Annotated in this window: 15 protein-coding genes; 7 read left to right on the plus strand and 8 right to left on the minus strand. The window is 71.0% G+C overall.

All coding sequences use genetic code 11. The annotated features are described in order from the left end of the window. Positions 1–36: 36 nt before the first annotated feature. From ACGFYU_RS11195 to ACGFYU_RS11220, 6 genes are all read right to left on the minus strand, one after another. Positions 37–741 carry a serine hydrolase domain-containing protein gene (locus ACGFYU_RS11195; RefSeq protein ID WP_393826999.1) on the minus strand — a complete coding sequence of 235 codons (705 nt, stop codon included), beginning with the start codon at positions 739–741 and terminating at the stop codon, positions 37–39. Positions 742–754: 13 nt separating this feature from the next. Beyond that, positions 755–2,329, minus strand: coding sequence for an alpha/beta fold hydrolase (locus tag ACGFYU_RS11200; RefSeq protein WP_393827000.1), 1,575 nt, complete (start codon positions 2,327–2,329; stop codon positions 755–757). A gap of 30 nt (positions 2,330–2,359) precedes the next feature. Then, complete coding sequence (locus ACGFYU_RS11205) at positions 2,360–3,934, minus strand: alpha/beta fold hydrolase (protein WP_393827001.1); 1,575 nt, start codon at positions 3,932–3,934, stop codon at positions 2,360–2,362. A 67-nt stretch (positions 3,935–4,001) separates the two neighbouring features. After that, on the minus strand, positions 4,002–4,415 hold the full coding sequence (locus ACGFYU_RS11210; RefSeq protein WP_393827002.1) for a hypothetical protein: 414 nt from the start codon (positions 4,413–4,415) through the stop codon (positions 4,002–4,004). A gap of 313 nt (positions 4,416–4,728) precedes the next feature. Continuing rightward, a complete protein-coding gene (locus ACGFYU_RS11215; RefSeq protein WP_393827144.1) occupies positions 4,729–5,895 on the minus strand; it encodes a cystathionine gamma-lyase in 1,167 nt (388 codons plus the stop codon). 629 nt (positions 5,896–6,524) lie between these two features. After that, a complete protein-coding gene (locus ACGFYU_RS11220) occupies positions 6,525–7,118 on the minus strand; it encodes a TetR/AcrR family transcriptional regulator (protein ID WP_393827003.1) in 594 nt (197 codons plus the stop codon). A 119-nt stretch (positions 7,119–7,237) separates the two neighbouring features. On the opposite strand from ACGFYU_RS11220, the gene ACGFYU_RS11225 reads away from it, so the two are divergent. The 7 genes from ACGFYU_RS11225 to ACGFYU_RS11255 all read left to right on the plus strand — a co-directional run bounded on the left by ACGFYU_RS11225 (position 7,238) and on the right by ACGFYU_RS11255 (position 15,919). Then, entirely contained in the window at positions 7,238–7,846 is a 609-nt protein-coding gene (locus tag ACGFYU_RS11225) for a flavodoxin family protein (protein WP_393827004.1), read from the plus strand. Positions 7,847–7,947: 101 nt separating this feature from the next. After that, a complete protein-coding gene (locus ACGFYU_RS11230; protein ID WP_393827145.1) occupies positions 7,948–9,015 on the plus strand; it encodes an NAD(P)H-dependent flavin oxidoreductase in 1,068 nt (355 codons plus the stop codon). 601 nt (positions 9,016–9,616) lie between these two features. Further along, positions 9,617–11,503: an AMP-dependent synthetase/ligase gene (locus ACGFYU_RS11235; protein ID WP_393827005.1), complete on the plus strand. Its 1,887-nt coding sequence runs from the start codon at positions 9,617–9,619 to the stop codon at positions 11,501–11,503. A gap of 171 nt (positions 11,504–11,674) precedes the next feature. After that, positions 11,675–12,124: a GNAT family N-acetyltransferase gene (locus tag ACGFYU_RS11240; protein WP_393827006.1), complete on the plus strand. Its 450-nt coding sequence runs from the start codon at positions 11,675–11,677 to the stop codon at positions 12,122–12,124. 445 nt (positions 12,125–12,569) lie between these two features. Next, positions 12,570–13,916 (plus strand): M20/M25/M40 family metallo-hydrolase, encoded by a 1,347-nt coding sequence (locus ACGFYU_RS11245; RefSeq protein WP_393827007.1) that lies wholly within the window; start codon positions 12,570–12,572, stop codon positions 13,914–13,916. Between the two features lie 13 nt (positions 13,917–13,929). Beyond that, entirely contained in the window at positions 13,930–15,510 is a 1,581-nt protein-coding gene (locus ACGFYU_RS11250) for a carboxylesterase/lipase family protein (protein WP_393827008.1), read from the plus strand. Between the two features lie 175 nt (positions 15,511–15,685). Next, on the plus strand, positions 15,686–15,919 hold the full coding sequence (locus ACGFYU_RS11255; RefSeq protein ID WP_393827009.1) for a hypothetical protein: 234 nt from the start codon (positions 15,686–15,688) through the stop codon (positions 15,917–15,919). A 365-nt stretch (positions 15,920–16,284) separates the two neighbouring features. On the opposite strand, the gene wecB is transcribed toward ACGFYU_RS11255, so the two are convergent. Next, positions 16,285–17,688: a non-hydrolyzing UDP-N-acetylglucosamine 2-epimerase gene (gene wecB, locus ACGFYU_RS11260; protein WP_393827010.1), complete on the minus strand. Its 1,404-nt coding sequence runs from the start codon at positions 17,686–17,688 to the stop codon at positions 16,285–16,287. A 52-nt stretch (positions 17,689–17,740) separates the two neighbouring features. Then, positions 17,741–18,874 carry a glutamate--cysteine ligase gene (locus ACGFYU_RS11265; protein ID WP_393827011.1) on the minus strand — a complete coding sequence of 378 codons (1,134 nt, stop codon included), beginning with the start codon at positions 18,872–18,874 and terminating at the stop codon, positions 17,741–17,743. Positions 18,875–19,101: the final 227 nt, after the last annotated feature.

A 19,101-nucleotide genomic window follows, 5' to 3' on the forward strand; every position in this document is an offset into this window, starting at 1 on the left:
GACCCGCGCGCCTGAGGCGACGGGCGAGACCCGTGATCATTTATCCCAGATGTCCATCAGTTGATCGGCGGCGTGGAAATTGTCGGGCGAGTCCGCGTTGCACGCGACGGTGACGGCCGTGTCGCGGTCCGGGCTCACCTTGAAGGTGCTGTGGAATCCCTCCCGGTCACCCCGGTGCACCAGGCTCTCGTCGGGCAGGAGGAGGATTCCGGCCCCGTACCGCCCTTGTTCGACACCGCGCTTGCGCAAGACGTCGCCCACGTCCACCACTCCCTCCGTGACTCCCGTGAGGAGTTCCGTCCCGCCTATGCGACCGGTGCGGTAGTTGTCCGCCCAGCGGACGAATTCTCCCGTGGCGACGTGCGCCAGGAGGACGTAGTTGGAGTTGGAGTAGGAGAAGCGCTTGCCCGGCGGATCCTCCGGCCGCGAGGCGAGGATGGCCTCGATCGCCCCCTTCTGGCCCGCCGGATCCGTCAGCTCGACGCCCTTGGCCTCCAGCAAGTCCTGGTAGTCGGTGATGCCGCTGGTGTGACGCATCAGGTCGCCCAGCGTGACGTCCCTCGTCCAGACGGGCGGATCGTCGAGGAATTCGGACAGGGGGTCGTCCAGCGCCAGTCGGTGCCGGCCGGCCAGCAGCAGGACGGCGTCCGCGGTGAACTGCTTGGAGTTGGAGGCCATGTCGAAGACCGTCTTCGAGGTGATGGCGTGCCCAGTGGCCAGGTCCGCCTTCACGGACTCCACCTCCCTTCTCTCCTCAAGGGGCGATCTCGAACTCCGGGGGCTTGACGTCCTTGAGACAGCCGGTGTCCGGGGCCGCGGGGTCGTCGAAGAAGGAACGTGCGATGGACTGGGCGCACTTCGACGTGGCGAAGACCACGTGGGGTACGTAGGGGACCGTGACGACGGTGGCACGCGGCAGCGTGCGGGCCACGTACGCGCCGCTCTCGGCGCCGGTCTGGGAGTCGAATCCGCCCGACATGACGAGGGTGGGAATGTCACTGCGGGTGACGTCGCGGATCGAGCGCGGGAGGGCGGGAACGTCCCAGACCGCGCAGTCCGGGCGTACGAAGGTCAGCTGCGGGGCCTGGGCCAGTACCGAGGGGGGCAGCTTGGGGAAGGCCTCCCGCGCACCCTTCATGGCTTCCGCCTCGGTCTCGTACGGCACCCACTCGCCGCAGAAGACGCCGTATTCCAGGCCGTGGGAGATCCGGCCGAAGAGCTCCGGGGTGACCCTGCTGGCCGCCCACTGTTCGGCGATCCGCTGCGGTTTGCCGTGGGCCAGCTCGTCCAGGGACCGGGGGACGCCGGGGGCTACGTGGGTGGCGGTGGTCATCCAGTTCATCAGGGCCCCGCCGTCCAGGACGACCTTGACCGGGTCCGCACTGCCGGGGGTCCTGACGGTGGTGGTGACCGGCTCGGCGTCGAGCTGACGGACCAGTCTCTCGAAGGTGCCGGGCAGGTTCGGGTAGCGCCGGTCGCATTCCGGCTGGTCCGCGCAGGCCTTGAACAGGCTGTCGATGCCCTGCCGGGCGCTGCTCCAGGCCAGCGCGTATCCCGTCTTGGACGGTGGCAGGACGCCGTCGAGGCCGACCGAGCGGATCCCCTCCGGGTGGTCGCGCATGTAGATGAGCGCCAGGTGGGTGCCGTAGGAGAGCCCGTACACGTTCCATTGCGGGATGTCCAGTGCGCGGCGCAGGTCGGCGTAGTCGGCGGAGCTCTGGGCGTCGTTGTAGGCGCCGAGGTCGACGCCGCGGGCGGCGAGTTGGTCGCGACAGCTCCGTATCGCCGCGAGGTGCTCGCTCTCGGTGGACGGGGCGTTGTAGACGAGGCCGACCGCGCGTGCCTCGAACTCGTCGATGGTGCGGCAGGTGAGCTCCGGGTCGGCCGAGTAGGTACCTCGCTGGGACATCAGGATCACGTCCCGGTCGCGGTTCAGGCCGCCGTCGACGGCCATCTTCGCCTGACTGACGGCGTCGTTGCCGGGCCCGCCGACGAACAGCACGATCGGGTCCGGCTTCGGCTCACCCGCGACCGCCGGCACGATCGCGACACCCAGGGTGATCTTTCGGCTGTCCGCCTTGGCGCGGTTCTCGGGCACGGTGAGCGTTCCGCAGCGGGCCCCCTCCAGTTCGGGGACCGGCTCCGGGGTCTTCGGGCAGGCGCCCGGCTCGTAGCGGGCGTCGCCCACGGTGCGGGCGACCGTGCCGGTCGCCGGTCCGGGCGTCTCCCCCTGTGCGCCCGCGGGCGCCGCGAGCAGGCCGGCCGCGAGGATTCCGGCCGCCGCCGCGGCCGGCCGGGAGCGCAGCCGTCGTACGTGTGGGCGTGACATCTGCTCCGCCCTCCCGGTCGCTCGGGGCGGTCACTTCGGGGTGATCGTGAACGGTTCCCACCCGAGGTCCGCCACGCAGCCGGTGTCGGGTGCGGTCGGACGGGCGAGGAAGGACGCCAGCACCTTCTGGGCGCAGGGCGACTGCGGGACCACCCAGTGGCCGATGCCGGGGATCTGGACGGTGGTCGCGTGGGGCAGGTCACGGGCCGCCTTCTGCGCGAAGCTCGCCCCGGACTTCATGTCACCGGTCCCGTTGATGAAGAGCACCGGCACCGAGCCGGCCGCGGGCACCCGCACCGTGGCGGTGCGGTCCGGGACGTTCCAGACCCGGCACACCTGCTCCTGGAAGGCCAGTTGGGGCGCCTGGGCCAGGACCTGCTCCGGCCAGTCGGGGAAGGCCTCGCGGCCCGCCTTCAGCACGTCGGCCGCCGTGTGGTCCGGCAGCCACTCGGCGCACGACACCGAATTCGTCAGTCCGTGGGCGCTCTGGCCGACGACCTGGGCCGAACCGGCGGCGCGGGCCCGGGCGAAGCGCTCCGGATTGCCGCGGCCGAGTTCGTCGATCGCCGCCGGGACGTCTTTGAGCGGGATCGCCTTGGCGACCAGCAGGTTCACCAGTGCGCCGCCGTCGAGGACCACCGTCACCGGGTCTCCGCCCTGCGGCGGCTTGACGTCCAGCGTCAGCGGCCGGGCCTGCAGCTTGCGCACCTGCTCGTTCAGGGTGCGCTCGATGTCCGGGTAGCGGCTCTTGCAGGCGGGTTCCGCCGCGCAGGCCTTGTAGAGGTATTCGAGGCCCTCCCCGGCGCCGGCCCACGCGAAGGGCAGGGACACGTACTGCGAGGGGGCGATCGAGTCGACCGCCACCGCGCGGATGCCCTGGGGGTGCAGGCGCAGGTAGTTCAGGGCCAGGTTGCTGCCGTAGGAGTGGCCGTACACATTCCACTGCCCGATGCCGAGCGCCGTGCGCAGGTCGGCGAAGTCCGCGGCGTTCTCCACGCTGTTGTAGGCGCCCAGGTCGGCTCCGTCGGACACCAGGCGATCACGGCACTGCTTCACCGCGTCGAGCATGAGCCGCTGCGTCTGCGGTGCGTACGAGGGGAGCCCCACGGACCTTTCGTTGAAGCGGTCGACCTCCGGGCAGGCGAGGTTGGGTTCGTCGTAGAGGTTGCCGCGCTGGGCCATGACGATCAGGTCGCGGTCCCGGTTCAGGCCGGAGGAGACCAGGAACGGGATGTCGTCGAAGACCTCGCCACCGGGGCCGCCCGCCATGAACACGACGGGGTCCTGGGCGGGTTTCGCCGAGGCGGGCGGGATCACCGCGACGGCCAGCCGGATGGTCCGCCCGCCGGGACGGGTGCGGTTCTCCGGGACCTCCAGGAATCCGCACCGGGCGGTGTCCAGCGCTTCGATCGGCTCGGGCGTCGTCTTCGGGCAGGGACCCGGCACGAAGCGTGACCCGGCGGCCACGCCGGGCTGCCCGGCGCTCTCGGCGGTACCGCTGTGGGGTGGTGCGGCGCCCGCCGCACTCGGGGCGGGCTGCGCTGTCAGGAGCCCCAGAGCGGCCGCGGCAGCTGCCGCCCCGATACGGAAGCCGTGCTCTGCCATATGATCCCGTTCCTCTACCGTTCAACGGCTGCCCCGCGGGGCGACGCCTCGGCGATACGGGCGGAACTCACGTAATCGACGCTAGCAGGCGGCCCGGCGACCCGCACACCGGCGGACGGCGGCAACCGGTGCGAGCGCGATGGAGCCTGACCTGCCAAGTCGCCTGACCCCTATCGGAAGTGGCTGCCGACCAGTTGTAATGGCCGTAGACGACTTCGGCCGTGATACAGCCGCCGACGGCGACCAACGAATCCGGGCCGCAGTCGGCGAGGCAGTCCTCGACCGTGAGCGAGCCGGTGACCACGAACGGGGCCGCCAGGTCCAGGTCGCCGACCACCACCAGGTCGCCGTGGTGGAGGAACGGCGCGTTCACTTGGTGACCGCCGGCCAGGGCCCGCGTCGTGCCGGTCTCCCCCAGCACCTCGACGCACAGCTGCGGCAGTAGCGGCAACCGGTCGGGATCGCAGCCGTCGCCCGCCACGGCCCAGCCGGCCGGCGTGACGCCGTTGCGGTCCGCGCCGTCGGCGACGAGGGCGGACCATGGCGGTCAACCTGATGGGCTGTTATGACATTCCGTCAGACACAGGGGCAGACGCACTCAAACCGTGCGGCTCCCGGCAGATCTGGTCGCCTCGCGCCAGGCATCGACCCGGCAAGGGGCAGGACGGTGACGGATGGGGATGACACCCGTTCCAGCCCGGGCGTCAGCAGGATGGGGTACGTTCACGATCACGTCGTGCCTGCACCCGTCCGTAAGGGACCTCGCCAAGGTGGACGCACGTGGAGCGAGCCTGTCACGGGCGGGCTCCGGTCGTGGCTGTGTCGAGGGCCTGGTGTACATCGGCCAGGAGGTCGGCGGTGTCCTCGGCGCCGGCCGAGAACCTGATGAAACCTTCCGAGACGGCGTCCCCGCCCCAGCGGGCCCGGCGTTCGGCGGTGGAGCGGACCCCGCCGAAGCTGGTGGCCTCCTCCACCCGGCGCAGGGCGGCGAGGAAGCGTTCGGCGTGGGCGCGATCGGGAAGTTCGAACGAGACCACACAGCCGAAGCGCCGCATCTGCGTACGGGCGAGCTCGTGCGCCGGGTCGTCGGGCAGACCGGGGTGACGGACGCCGGTGACCTCGGGGCGGCCTGCCAGGAACTCGGCCAGGGCGAGGGCGTTGGCGGACTGCTGCGTCAGCCGCGGGACGAGGGTGGCGAGGGAGCGGTGGCCGAGCCAGGCCTCCATGGGGCCGGGGATGGCGCCGGCGGCCTTGCGCCAAGTGCGTACGGCGGCTGCGAGTTCGGGGCTGCGGCAGCTGACGTGGCCGAGGAGGAGGTCGGCGTGGCCGGTGAGCTGCTTGCTGCCGCTGGAGACGGAGAAGTCAGCGCCGAGTTCGAGGGGACGCTGGCCGAGCGGGGTGGCGAGGGAGTTGTCGACCGCGACGAGGGCGCCGGCCGCGTGCGCGGCCTCCGTCAGGCGGCGGATGTCACAGACGTCGAGACCGGGGTTGGACGGGCTCTCGATCCACAGCAGGCGGGCACCGTCGAGGAGTTCGCGCTGGGCGTCGCCCGCAGTGGGGGCGCGGCGGACCTCGACGCCGAAGGCGGCCAGGCGCTCGGCCAGCAGGGACAGGCCGTGGTAGCCGTCGTCCGGAAGCACCACCGCTTCGCCCGCGCCGAGCTGGGAGAACAGCACGCCCGAGCAGGCGGCCATGCCGGAGGAGAAAAGGATGGTCTCGACGGCTTCGCCGGGCAGTTCGAGCTCGCCCAGGGCTGCCTCCAGAAGGGTCCAGGTGGGGTTGCCGTCCCGGCCGTACGTATAGGGGGAGGCAGTCGGCTCGCCGGGGACCCTGTAGTGCGCGGCGAAGACCGGTCCGGGGAGGGCCGGTTCGCCCGCCGTGGGGCGGGGCAGCCCGGCATGGATGGCGTGGGTGCGCTCGCCGGTCTTCGTCAGGTGGTTGGTGTGGGTGGTGGTGCTCATCATGCCTTCCGGACCGTCCGCGATGCCGGTGGACACCGGCCGTCCCAGCATGGCCGACATACGCACCTCCGGCTCAGAGCCAATCGACGGCAAGCGGCCTGGCCGGCCACCCGGCAGTCCACATCCTGGACTTCGGCCCCTCTTGGATCAGGGCGGGGGGGTAATTCCAAGCCAACCCGGCGACCGGGACCGCCTCGCTCTCCCCGCCGATGCCACCGTCCCGGACGCGGCGGGGTGCAGTCGGCTGCGTCCCTCACCTGCGACTCGGGTGCGGGAAAGGGCCGTTCAAACTCGGCTGGGCGCCGACACACGGGCACGTCCGCCGTCGCCACGATGCTGAACATGTCCACGAGCCTGGGCTACGGGAAGGCGTCGAAGCGGGGCCTGGCGGGCTGCGAACTCGGCTGCGGACTCGGCCACGGAAGGAACGCCAAGGCTCTCCACGCAGGGCCGAGGTCTTCACGCGGCTGGAGCAGCAGAAGATCCATTGGCCGGTGGCGAGCAAACGGCGGGCTGTCGATCTGGTCAGGCGCGACGGAAAGGCGAGTCGGTAACACGGACCATTCCCGCCCCGCATGGGCGTGGCTCCGCCCGCGATCCTCGCAGGTGCGGCACCGACCAGCTCTCCCTCAGCTCCGCAGGAGCCGGGAGGTCTGCGCCCACAGCCCGTCCAATACGGAGGGGTCGTTTGCCAGCTTCGCGAACATGACCATGCCCTCCAACTGGGCGAGTACCGCGCGGGCGGTGGTGCGGGTCGCGACAGTGGCGGGGATGGTGCCCTGTTCCGCCGCATCCGTCAGCGTGGCGTGAACCAGGTCGATCTGCTCGTCGAAGATCTCTGCCAGCCGGGCCTGGACGACCGCGTCCTGGGTGCTCATCTCCAGCGCCAGATTGCCGAACAGACACCCGTCGACCGCACCACCCTCCGCCTTCGCCGCGCGCTGGGCTGAGGCCTGGTCGAGGAAGAGCCGCTCCAGCCGGTCCTCAGCCAGCCCGTCGCCGCGCAAGGTCGCCACCCAGCCGGGCCGCTGGGCCGCCCAGTGCGTGTTGATCGCCTCGACGGCCAGCGCCTGCTTCGACTCGAAGAAGTGGTAGAAGCTGCCCTTCTTCACGTCCGCGCGGGCACAGATGTCGGCGACGCCGATCATGCCGTAGCCGCGGCTCAGCAGCAGGCCGCAGGCCGCGTCCAGCAGTCGTTCCCGCGCCGTGCTCGTCCGTCCCATGGCGATGAGTATACGCCCGGTCAACTACCGGAGTGGGCTTTTAGTTGACCGGTCGCCTACTGTCTCGTCGGGCGGTGGGAAAACTGCCCGCCGACTATCCGACCTGCGAGGACTTCACCATGCCCGAAAACATCACCGTCGCCGTTGCCTTCCACAGCGGCTACGGACACACCGCCCGCCAGGCTCGCGCGGTCGCCGCCGGAGCCGGGTCGCTGGCCGGAGCGCAGGCCGAGCTGTGCGACGTGGGCGTCCTGGACGACCGGCTGTGGGAGACGCTGGCCGCCGCCGATGCGATCGTCTTCGGTACACCGACCTACATGGGCAGCCAGTCCGCCGCCTTCCAGGCTTTCGCCGAGGCCAGCGCCCCGGTCTGGATGAAGCAGGGCTGGGCCGGAAAGCTCGCCGCCGGCTTCACCAACTCCGCCGGCGTCAACGGCGACAAAATGAACGTCCTGGTCTCCCTCGCGGTCTTCGCCGCGCAGCACGGCATGAACTGGGTCTCGCTGGGCCTGCTGCCAGGCGGTGAGTACTCCACGACCGGAACCCCGGAGGACCTGAACCGCCTCGGCGGCTTCCTCGGCGCGATGGCCCAGTCGCCGTCCGACCTCGGCCCGGACGACGCCCCGTCCGGGGCGGACCTGCGGACTGCCGAGCACCTCGGACGCCGGGTGGCCGAGACCGCCCTCCGGCAGGTGGCCGGCCGCACGGCGCTCGCCCTCGCGCGGTGAACCCCCTCGCCCCCGGACCTCCCTCAACCCCCTCAACCCCAAGGACGACTGTCGTGATCAACGAAAGGCTCTCCTGGACCCGCGGCCGCTTCGCCGAGCTGATGGGCCTGGAAGTCCCCATCGTGCAGGGCCCGTTCGGCGGCGGACTGTCGTCCGTGGCGCTGGCCTCCGCCGTATCCGAGGGCGGCGGGCTCGGCTCGTACGGAGCGCACATCCTCACCCCGGACGGGATCGGCGAGCTCGTGAGTGAGCTGCGAAGCGCCACCGCCCGGCCCTTCGCCGTCAATCTATGGGTCCCGCACCCCGACGAAGCCGCGGTACCTTCCGGCCGTGACCGGACGGCCCGCTACGCCGAGTTGCTGCGCCCGTGGTTCGAGGAACTCGATCTGTCGACGAGCCAGTTGGAGGAGCCGCCGCCCGCGCCCGGTTACGAGGAACAGATCGACGCGCTGCTCGCGGCGGAGCCGCCCGTGATCAGCTTCGTGATGGGCATCCCCGAACCCCGGGTGCTCGACGAAGCACGGCGCCGCGGCATCCGGACCATCGGCACCGCGACCACCGTCGAGGAGGCCCTCGCAATCGAGGCGGCGGGCATGGACGCCGTCGTCGCCTCGGGCAGCGACGCGGGAGGGCACCGCGGCTCCTTCCTGCGCCCCGTCAACGAGTCCCTCGTCGGCACCTTCTCCCTCGTCCCTCAGGTCGCGCAGGCCGTGTCGATCCCTGTCGTGGCCGCCGGCGGCATCGCCGACGGCCGGGGAATCGCCGCCGCGCTGACGCTCGGGGCGGACGGAGTGCAGATCGGCACCGGTTTCCTGGCCACCGAGGAATCCGGCGCGAGCGCCCTGCACCGGGCCGCACTGCACGGCCCCGACGCGCGAACGACCGTACTGACCCGCGCCTTCTCGGGGCGGCTCGCGCGAGCCATCCCCAACCGCTTCACCCGTGAGGCCCTGGCGTACGAGAACGAACTGGCGCCCTACCCGCTCCAATACACACTCACCCGCCCGCTCCGTACAGCGGCTACGGAACGAGGCCTGGCCGATTTCGTCAACCTCTGGTCCGGCCAAGCGGCAGCACTCACCCAGCCGCGCGACGCCAAGGCCTATCTCGACGAGCTCATCGCCGACGCAGATGCGGCACTGCGCCGCCCGGCGCCCGGGCAGGTCTGAAACGTGCCGCGAAGGCTGCGGCAGGCAGGTCCTTGATACCGCTCTGCGCCAACCGAACCAGCCCGATGGAGAGCGGTCGGGACGGTGCGGGCTCGAGAACGGCTCATTCTTGGAAGTTCCGCGACGGCGACTGCGGACGGCCCGGCCGTCGGTCACGAGGTGTACGGCATGCCGCCCCTGACACACGGCAGCGCATACCAGGAGTTCGCCGTCCTGCCCGCATCGGCGGTGGCCCCCAAGCCCGCCGGCCCGTCGTTCGCCCAGGCCGCGGCCGTTCCGCTGGCGGACCTGACCGCCTGGCGGCCGCTCGATGCCGCACACGTGGCCGCAGGGCAACGGGTTCTGGTGCACGCCGGAGCGGGCGGGGTCGGCCACTTCGCCGTACAGCTCGCCAAAGCCCGCGGGGCACATGTCGCCGCCACCGCCTCACCGCGTGATGTCGACTTCCAAAGCGGCCGAAGCGCACCGGACCAGCAAGACCGGCCACGTCCGCGGCAAACTCCTGCTCACCCTGTGACGGATCTGGTCCCAACCATCGCTTGTGAGTCACCTGCCAGTTGACAAGACATTGAGCGCGCCCACCCCGGGCCCGGAGGTCGATGTGAGTTCCGCGCAGTCCCTTCCAGAAAGCCGCCCGGTCTCCGTGGCGCACCTGTTCCTCTCCAGGGTCGAGGCCACACCCGACCGGGAGGCCTACCGCTATCCCGCGCCGGCCGACGACGGCGCGTCCGGCACCGAGCAGTGGCGCTCGCTGACATGGGCGCAGACCGCCGAGCGCGTCCGGGCGATCACGGCCGGCCTGCTTGCCCTCGGGCTGCAGCCCGAGGAGCGCGTGGCGATCTCCTCCTCCACCCGAGTGGAGTGGATCCTGGCCGACCTGGGGGCGATGTGCGCGGGTGCCGCCACCACCGCCGTGTACCCCAGCACCAATGGCGAGGAGACGGCGTACATCCTCTCCGACTCCGGCAGCCGGGCGATCTTCGTCGAGAACGTCGCCCAGCTGGCCAAGGCCGTCGCCCACACCGAACGCCTGCCCGAGCTCGCCCACGCGATCGTCTTCGACCCTCAGGAGGACATCCCCCAGGTGGAGGGGGTGGAGGTGTTGTCCATCGCCGAGCTGGAGAAGCGCGGCCTGGCGTACCTGGAAGAGCACCCGGACGCGGTCGAGAAGACGGTCCGGGCCATTGGGCGGGAGCAGCTCGCCACCCTGATCTACACCTCCGGCACGACCGGCCGTCCGAAGGGCGTGCGCCTGGTCCACGACTGCTGGTCGTACCAGGCCGTGGCACAGGAGGCCGCCGGGCTGCTGCGCTCCGACGATGTGCAGTTTCTGTGGCTGCCGCTGTCCCACGTCTTCGGCAAGGCTCTGATATCCGGTCAGATCAAGACCGGCCATGTGATGGCGGTGGACGGGCGGGTCGACCGCATCATCACCAACCTGCGCACGGTCCGCCCCACCCTGATGGCAGCCGCTCCCCGGATCTTCGAGAAGGTCTACAACGGCATCGCGGGCAGAGCGCGAGCCGAGGGTGGCGCCAGATACAGGATCTTCCTGTGGGCGGCGAAGGTCGCCCGCGACTACGCCAGGACCGGACAGGAGAGCGCGGCGGCAACCGGGAGACGCCGGGTGCCCCTGTCGCTTGCCGCGCAACATGCCGTCGCCGACAGGCTGGTGTACGGCAAGATCCGCGCGGCGTTCGGCGGCAATCTGCGCGGCAGCGTGTCGGGCAGCGCCGCCCTCGCCCCGGACATCGGCTATTTCTTCTCCGGCGCGGGCGTGCACGTCCTCGAAGGCTACGGCTTGACCGAGACCAGCGCGGGCTGCATCGTCAACCCGGCCGAGGACTACCGGGTCGGCACGGTCGGCAAACCACTGCCCGGCACCGAAGTCCGCATCGCCGAGGACGGCGAGATCCTGTTGCGGGGCCCCGGCGTCATGCGCGGCTATCACAACCTCCCGGACAAGACCGCGGAGGTTCTGGAGGGCGACGGCTGGTTGCACACCGGCGACATCGGCGAGGTGGACGACGACGGGTTCGTCCGGATCACCGACCGCAAGAAGGACGTGTTCAAGACCTCGGGCGGCAAGTACGTGGCACCCACCGAGATCGAAGGCCGTTTCAAGGCCATCTGCCCGTTCGTCAGCACCATCCTGGTCATCGGTGACGGCCGCAACTTCTGCTCCGCCTTGATCACCCTGGACGAGACCGTGATCATGCCCTGGGCGGCATCTCACGGCCTCGGCGGCCGCAGCTACGCCGAGGTCGTCTCCTCGCCACAGGTCCACGAGCTGATCGACGGCTTCGTCCAGCGGGTCAACAGCGGCCTGCAGCGGTGGCACACCATCAAGAAGTTCTCGGTGCTTTCACGCGACCTCGACGTCGAGCACGGTGAACTCACCCCGAGCCTCAAGGTCAAGCGGCCGGTCGTCGAACGCGAGCACGCCGAGGTCATCGAGGGGATGTACGAGGGTTCCCGCGAGGCCTGATCTCATCCGCGCGGCCGTCCGGTGCGGCACCTCCCACAGCCGTACCGGACCGTCTGCCGGGCCGCGGCAGGCCCGTGGGCACCGTCTCGGCATCCGCCGCCTCCACCGCGAGGGTCGGGTCGTGACGATCCTCCGTAGGCCGACCCCGGCACAGCCTGAAACACTGTCACCATGGTGATCGAAATTCGCCGCGCCCGGAGCGGGGACCTGGAGGCGCTGCTGCCTCTGGTGCGTGCATTCTGCACGGCTGACGGACATCCGAACGACGAGTCCCGGATCACGCGCGGCCTTCGACCGCTGCTCGTTGACGACTCCCTCGGCCAGGTCTGGCTCGCCGAGGATGAAGGCGTACCGGTCGGCTACGCGGTGGTGACCTGGGGTTGGTCATTGGAGGCCGGTGGCCGTGAAGGTCTGCTGGACGAGATCTTCGTCCGTGTGCAGGGCAAGGGATGGGGCACTTCGCTGCTGGCCCACGCCACGGAGCGGGCCCGTGCCGCCGGCTGTACGACGATGTTCCTCGAAACCGAGGCCCACAACTCCCGTGCCCGAGGGTTCTACGCCCGTCACGGCTTCGCCCAGGAAGACTCCGTATGGATGAGCGCCAAGCTGCCGGAGGCTTGAGAGGGCGAGACCGACTCCTGGCGTCGACCTCGTCGACGCCGGCACCTGGCCGACCCTGGCCGCGAGCACACTCGTAGCCGTTCAGCCTCTGCCTCGGCCTGCGGGCTGACGGTGGCGTGCATTCAGGCTTCGACGCCCCTTTGCGCGGAATGAGCCGGCCCACGCACCGAGACGCGACAATCACGCGAGCGTGGGGGCACGTTTGGCAAGGCCCCTCCGGCCTCGGAATCGGCCATCCTGCCGCCGGCATGCGGCGGGTGTGCTCCCGTTGGTGCTCGGGTTGAGGCATCGGGCCTGAGACCCAGACCTGGTCGAACTCCTCGATCACCTGTTTCACCCTTTGGGCAGGTACTGGCGCAGAGCGCGAGGCAGATGATAGCCAGAGTCAGGAATGGTTACACGTGTAACAGCCTTCCTGTGCCGTTCCAGGAACTCCGGAGCGTAGATGCCCACCCCACCCGAGCCGATGCCTCTGCCCTTCTCCTGGGCCGACCAGGAACAACACCTCGTCAGCCACCTTTCGGCGCTGATCCGCCTGGACACCTCGAACCCGCCGGGCAATGAAGTCGCCGTCGCACGCCATCTCTCCCGTGAACTGTCCCGCTCCGGTATCGCACACACCGTCCTTGAGTCCGAGCCCGGACGGGCCAACCTCGTCGCCCGGCTCTCCGGGTCGGGACGGAAGCCGCCGCTCATGCTGCTGAGCCACGCCGACGTGGTCGGCGCGGGGCCCGACGGGTGGAGTCATCCGCCCTTCTCGGGCGTGGTGGCCGATGGGCGCGTATGGGGCCGCGGAGCGCTCGACATGAAGAGCCAGGTCGCCGCGAGCCTGCTGGTGATGCAACTCCTGGCCGCGCACCGGATCCGGCTGACCCGCGATGTGCTGATGGTGGTCACCGCCGACGAAGAAGCCGGCAGCCGGCTGGGGGCGTACTGGCTCTGGGAGAACCACCGCGGTCTCGTCGAGGCGGAGCTGGCGCTCAACGAGGGCGGCGGCCAGCGTTTCATGACTCCCGGCGGCCCTGTGTACACCGTGCAGGTGGCCGAGAAGGGCAGCGCCCGGATGCGGGTCACCGCTCGCGGGCCGGGGGGCCATGCCTCCGTCCCGCGGGCGGAGTCCGCGGTCTTCGCGCTGGCCGAGGCCCTACTCCGGTTGCGCGCGTTCGCTCCGGAGTCGGTGCTGCAGCCGGCCTCGCGCCGCATGCTGAGCATCTTGGCGGATCTGCACCCGGGTGCGGGCGCGGCGGCTGTCGAGCGGCTGCTGGAGGATCCGACCTGGGCGCGCGCGAACAGCCTGCCCATCGATCCTGTCCTGCGGGAGTTCGTCGTCGCCGGGCTGCACAACACCGCCACTCCCACCATGCTGTCCGCGGGGCAACGGCAGAACGTGGTGCCCGTCGAGGCGAGTGTGGTGCTGGACGGCCGCCTCCTGCCCGGTGAGCTGCCCGATCGGTGGGCCGAGGAGGTTCAGCGCGCTGCCGGAGACCGTGTCGAAGTCTCGCTGCTGCACGGCAGAGCGAGCCACGCCGTCCACGACGACCCGGAGGTCCTGCAGGTTCTGGGCGATACGGTCGCGGCCCACGAACCGGGTGCGCGGGTCCTGCCGTACATCAATCCGGCGTCCACGGACGCCCGCGCCTTCCCCGGCACGAAGGTGATCGGATTCTTTCCCTCCGCGAGTGACGCGGACGTCATGCGACTCATCCACGCGCCCGACGAGCATGCCCGGATCACCGACCTGATGTTCGGCGGGAAATGCCTGCTCGACGCGGTCCTCAGACTCTCGACATGAAAGGAGCTGCCCCATGGGCGTTGTCATCCAGACCCTGACCGGCAAGATCGAAGGCACAACGGAGAACGGACTGTCCGTCTTCAAGGGCATCCCCTACGCCCTCCCACCGGCCGGACCTCTGAGGTTCCAGGCGCCGGCCCCGGTCCCCGCGTGGGACGGCATCCGCCCGGCCACGTCTTTCAGTACCGCACCCCCACAGTTGCCGCTGCGTCCCGGCATGCCCACGGTCTGGCGACCGGAAGACGGCCTGGACTGTCTCAGCGTGAACGTATGGACCCCAGGGGGCACGGGTGACCGGCTGCCGGTCATGGTGTGGATCTACGGCGGGGGGTGGAAGACCGGCTGCTCCGCGGATCCCGGCTACGACGGCGAGGTACTCGCCCAGGGTGGCGTGGTCATGGTGACGTTCAACTACCGCGTCGGCTTCGAAGGGTTCGGATTCGTACCGGGGGCGCCCGCCAACCGGGGCTTCCTCGACCAGGCCGCGGCACTCACGTGGGTACGCGAGAACATCGCGGCCTTCGGCGGCGACCCGGACAACGTGACGATCTTCGGCGAGTCCGGCGGAGGTGCGTCCGTCGCCGCCCTCCTGTCCGCGCCCGCCGCGCGCGGTCTGTTCCGCCGCGCCATCGTCCAGAGCATGGCCGGGCGCTTCCTGCCCGAGGAGGAGGCCCGGCGGATCGCCGTGATGATGGGGGAAGCGGTCGGCGTGGGCCTCGACGGTCTGGCTTCCGTGCCACCTGAGGCGTTGCTCGCGGTGCAGGACGTGGCCCTGCCCGCGATGCGAGCGGAGCCGGCGAACTGGACGACTCCCGAGGCGATCACCGCGTTCTCGCCCGTCATCGACGGCATCACCGTGGTCGACGAGCCGTGGCTGGCCCTACGCTCCGGGTGCGCACGTGATGTGGACCTCATCTCCGGATACACGCATGACGAGTTCACCCTGTTCGCCATGGAGCGCGGCCTCGTCAAGATCAAACTCGGTGCGATGGTCAGGGCCGTGCCCATGATGCTCGCAGCGGCACGCGCGGGATTCCGCGAGCGGGCGTCGGACAAGCCGGCGCAGCCTTCGGCGAAGATTCGCAACCTCGACCTCGAAGCCGTCACCGAGGGGTTGAAGCTCGGTCGTCAGGCCGCGGCCGACTACCGCGCCGCCCACCCGGACCTGACCGACTCCCAGCTGTACGTCACCATGTTCTCGGACGCCTTGTTCCGGATGCCCTCGACCTGGCTGGCCGAGGCACACGCAGCGGCGGGCGGACGAGCGTGGCTGTACGACTTCACGTGGAGCAGTCCGGCCTTCGGCGGGGCCCTCGGCGCCTGTCACACCGTGGACATCCCCGCGACCTTCGGCCACACACGGGGGCCTCTGTCGGGCTTCCTGTTCGGGGGTAAAGCCCCGTCCCCGGACTTCACGCACCTGTCGGAACAGCTCCGTGCCTCCTGGATCTCCTTCGCCGCTTCGGGGGATCCCGGCTGGGCTCCCTTCACGCCGCAGCAGCCGACGACTCGCCTCTGGGACGTCGAACCGTCGGTCGTCGAGGACCCGCTCTCGGCATCCCGCCGAATCTGGCACAAGGAGTCCGGTCTCTGACGACGCGCGGAGCGAGCCCGGGCCGGACCACGGCGGCAGAACACGGTCGGCCCTGTTCTGCCGCCGCCTGCCGGAGACGCACCCGGTCAGCCGCTCCCGACCTCGCGGACCCCGACGGCCGGACCATCGAGATCCACGCAACCTGACCGGCAACGGCCCCGCCTTCGGCTGCTTCATGCCCGTCGACACCGCGCTCGTCACCCTGGTCCTCCCGCGGGCCGAGGATGCCGCCCGCGACATGGGCGTCCTCAGCATGGCCAATGCCGGACCGCAGATCATCGCCCCGCTTGCCCCGGGCCGCTTCCCGCCCGGCGGTGGGCCTGCCTCTGCTCCGGCGGGCGTACGACGAGGGCCGCATACCCGCCGGTTCCTCCGTCCGAGCGCCCTGTTCGCCGGGCTGCGCCCCTGACACGGAGAGCGCGCATGAGGGCGGCGCCTGCCCGCGGTGCCCGTCGGTAGACCACCGTCATCCCGCCGGACGGACGACACTACGGAGTGACGCGATGACCGCCGACCTGCTGCGCCGCAAGTTCGAGCACCGCTTCGACCTCCTTGACCCCGACCGCAACGGCTACATCTCCCAGGCCGACTTCACCGCACTGGCCGACCGGCTCGTCGACGGCATCGGGGAGCCTGCCGAATCCCCCAAGAGCCGCGCGGTCCGCGAGTCGAAAGCACTACTGAACGTCGCTCACCGGGCTGATCGGTGCCGACGGCAGCGGACTCGTCTCCCGCGAGGAGTTCGCCACCGGACTCGCCCGGTCCCAGGAGGTCTCACGGATCTCCGCCATGGTCCGCCCGTCCGTCGAGGCCGACCTCGCGCTCGCCGACCGCGACGGCGACGGGATCGTGGACATGGGCGAGTTCACGAACCTGTACCACACCATCGGGGTGTCCTCCGCCGAGGCGGAGGAGATCTTCCTCACCCTCGACGAATGGCTGGCCGCCGCCATGGAGTTCTTCACCTCCACCGACCCGGCGGCCCCGGGGAACAGGATCCTGGGCCAGGTCTGAACGGGAAACAGGAACGGACCGCGATCTCCCCTCCCGGCCTCCCGCCGGGTGCCAGGGGGCCGGCATGGGGCCGTGGCCGAGCAGCGCCGCGCACGCCGCCGCCGCGCGCTCGGCGGCGCGGCCGTCTCCGTACGGGTTGCCCGGTGGCACAGCGGGGCGTGGTGTGGTCAGCAGACGTGTGGCCTCTTCGACGATGCGGTGGGTGTGGGTGCCGACCAGGTGCGCGCATCCGGCACGGAGTCCTTCGACGCGTTCCGTGGTCTCACGGATGACGAGGACCGGGGTGGCGAAGGCGGGGGCCTCTTCCTGGAGTCCGCCGGAATCGGTGATGACGAGGGCGGCGCGCGGCAGGAGGTGGGCCATGCCTGCATAGGGGAGCGGGCCGGTCAGGTGGAGATTGGCCAGGGTCGGCAGGCCGGCGGCCCAGCGGCGGTGCAGAGCCGGGTTGGGATGGGCGCAGACCAGCACGTTCGCCTCCGGGTGCCGCCGGGCGATGCCGCCGATGGCGGTGATGATGCGGTCCAGGGGCGCTCCCCAGGATTCACGGCGGTGCGCGCTCGCCAGCAGGAGCGGGCCAGGCCTCGTCAGGAACGTCTCCAGGGTGGGAGCGAAGGCGGGACGCGGCGCACTCGCGGTCCGCAGGACGGCGTCGACGGCGGTGTTCCCGATGACCAGGATCCTGTCCCCGGGGATTCCTTCGGCCCTCAGGTTGCGCGCCGCGGCCGCGGTGGGAGCCAGGTGAAGGGCAGCGATGTCGGCGATCAGAGCCCGGTTGGCCTCTTCCGGGAACGGAGCGGACAGATCACCGGTGCGCAATCCCGCTTCCAGATGAACGACCGGAACGCGGCCGAGGAAAGCGGTCAGCGCTCCGGCCAGCGCGGAGAGCGTGTCGCCCTGCACGACGACGGTGTCAACGGCCGCACGGGTCAGCACCGGTGCCAGTGCGGCCGTGAACGCGGCCAGACGCGAGGCCAGCGGCTCCGGCTCATGCGGCGCCGGAGGCACGAGAGCGACATCGGGTGTGATCCCGAAGGCCTTCAGGCATTCCACCGCGGCGTCGTGGTGCTGGCCCGTGCTGATGGCCAGCGGGTGGGTGTGCGGGTTCGTGTGCAGGGCCCGGATGAAGGGTGCGGTCTTGACCGCCTCCGCACGGGTGCCCACCACGACCCCCACTCGGCATCGCGCCACCCTCGTCCTCCCGTAGTCGTTCCCGTACCTAGTCCGCGCGCAGTGCCAACTCGTCGACCACATCGGCGAGCTCGCCCCGCCGCGCGAGCACCGCGCGCTGGCGGAACGCGCCGCACCCGACGGCCCGCTGCCGGGCCCACAACTCCCGTACCAGGTCGAGCTCGCCGGCTGCCGCCAGGGCCGGGGCGGCCTTCGCGAGGAGGTCTTCGACCAGCTCCGCCGCCGGGCGCGGCTCCCCGCTGAGCGGGTCCAGGCCGTGCCCCGACAAGCCGTCGCGCGCCGACCGCCAGTGGGCGGCGCGCAGCAACGGATCGCTGACCTCCGGCGCCCGGACCCCCCGGCGGACCTCGGTCAGCAGCGCGGCCGCCAGCCCGCGCAGCAGTCCGGCCAGCAGCAGGACGGTGTCGATCTCCGCGCACACGTCGGCGACCCGGACTTCCAGGGTCGGGCAGTGCTCGTTGGGGCGGCAGTGCCAGTAGACCATCCGCCGGTCGATCAGCATGCCGGAGCCGACCAGCCGGTCCACCAGCAGGTCGTACTCCGCGGCGTCGGCCAGCAGGGGGGCCGGACCCGCTCCCGGCAGCTGGGCCCAGCGCATGAACCGCCAGCTCGCGTAGCCGCTGTCCCGGCCGCAGTGGAACGGCGAGTTGGCGGCCAGCGACTGCAGCGCGGGCAGCCAGGGGCGCAACTGGTTGCCGAGCCGTACCGCCTCCTCGCGGTCCGCCACCTCCAGGTGCACGTGGCAGCCGCACACCCCGATCCCGCTCACGGCGGTCACCAGCGGGCCGTAGCGCTCGGCGATCCGGCGGTACCGCGCCCCGTCGGTGAGCTCCTGGCCGCCGCGCGGGGCCAGCGGGGCGGTGCCGGACGCCAGCGCCAGGCAGCCCGCTTCCGCGGCGGCCGCGGCCACCCCCGCGCGCAGCTCGGCCAGTTCCGCGCGCAGGCCGAGCAGATCGCCGACCGGCCGCGTGCGGGTCTCCACCATGTCGGTGAGGATCTCCGGCCCGACCCGGTCGGCCAGCCGTTCACGGGCGCGCTTGACCACCGCGGCCGCGGCACCGAACGAGGTCCGGCTGGTCCGGTCGACGAGCAGGAACTCCTCCTCCACCCCGATCCTGGGCAGGGCGGCGCGGTCGGTGGCCTGGGCTCCAAGGCTGGTCACGGGCCGAGCGTATCGGCCGACGGCCGGTCAGCTCCGCTACGTCAAGGCCTTCCGCGCGCCACGGTCCCGAAGTCAGGCCTTTGGGTGGGACAGGCCGTTCAGGAGGGTACGTTCAGCCGAGGTGAACTGAGGACGATCGAGCTCAGGGTGCAAGGGGCCGATGCGGCCAGGAGCACGCCGGGGCGGACGAGGGATACGGGCTGGGCCTGGAGGGCCAGGACGTCCGT

Source organism: Streptomyces sp. NPDC048337, assembly GCF_043201175.1.
Classification (GTDB): Bacteria; Actinomycetota; Actinomycetes; order Streptomycetales; family Streptomycetaceae; genus Streptomyces.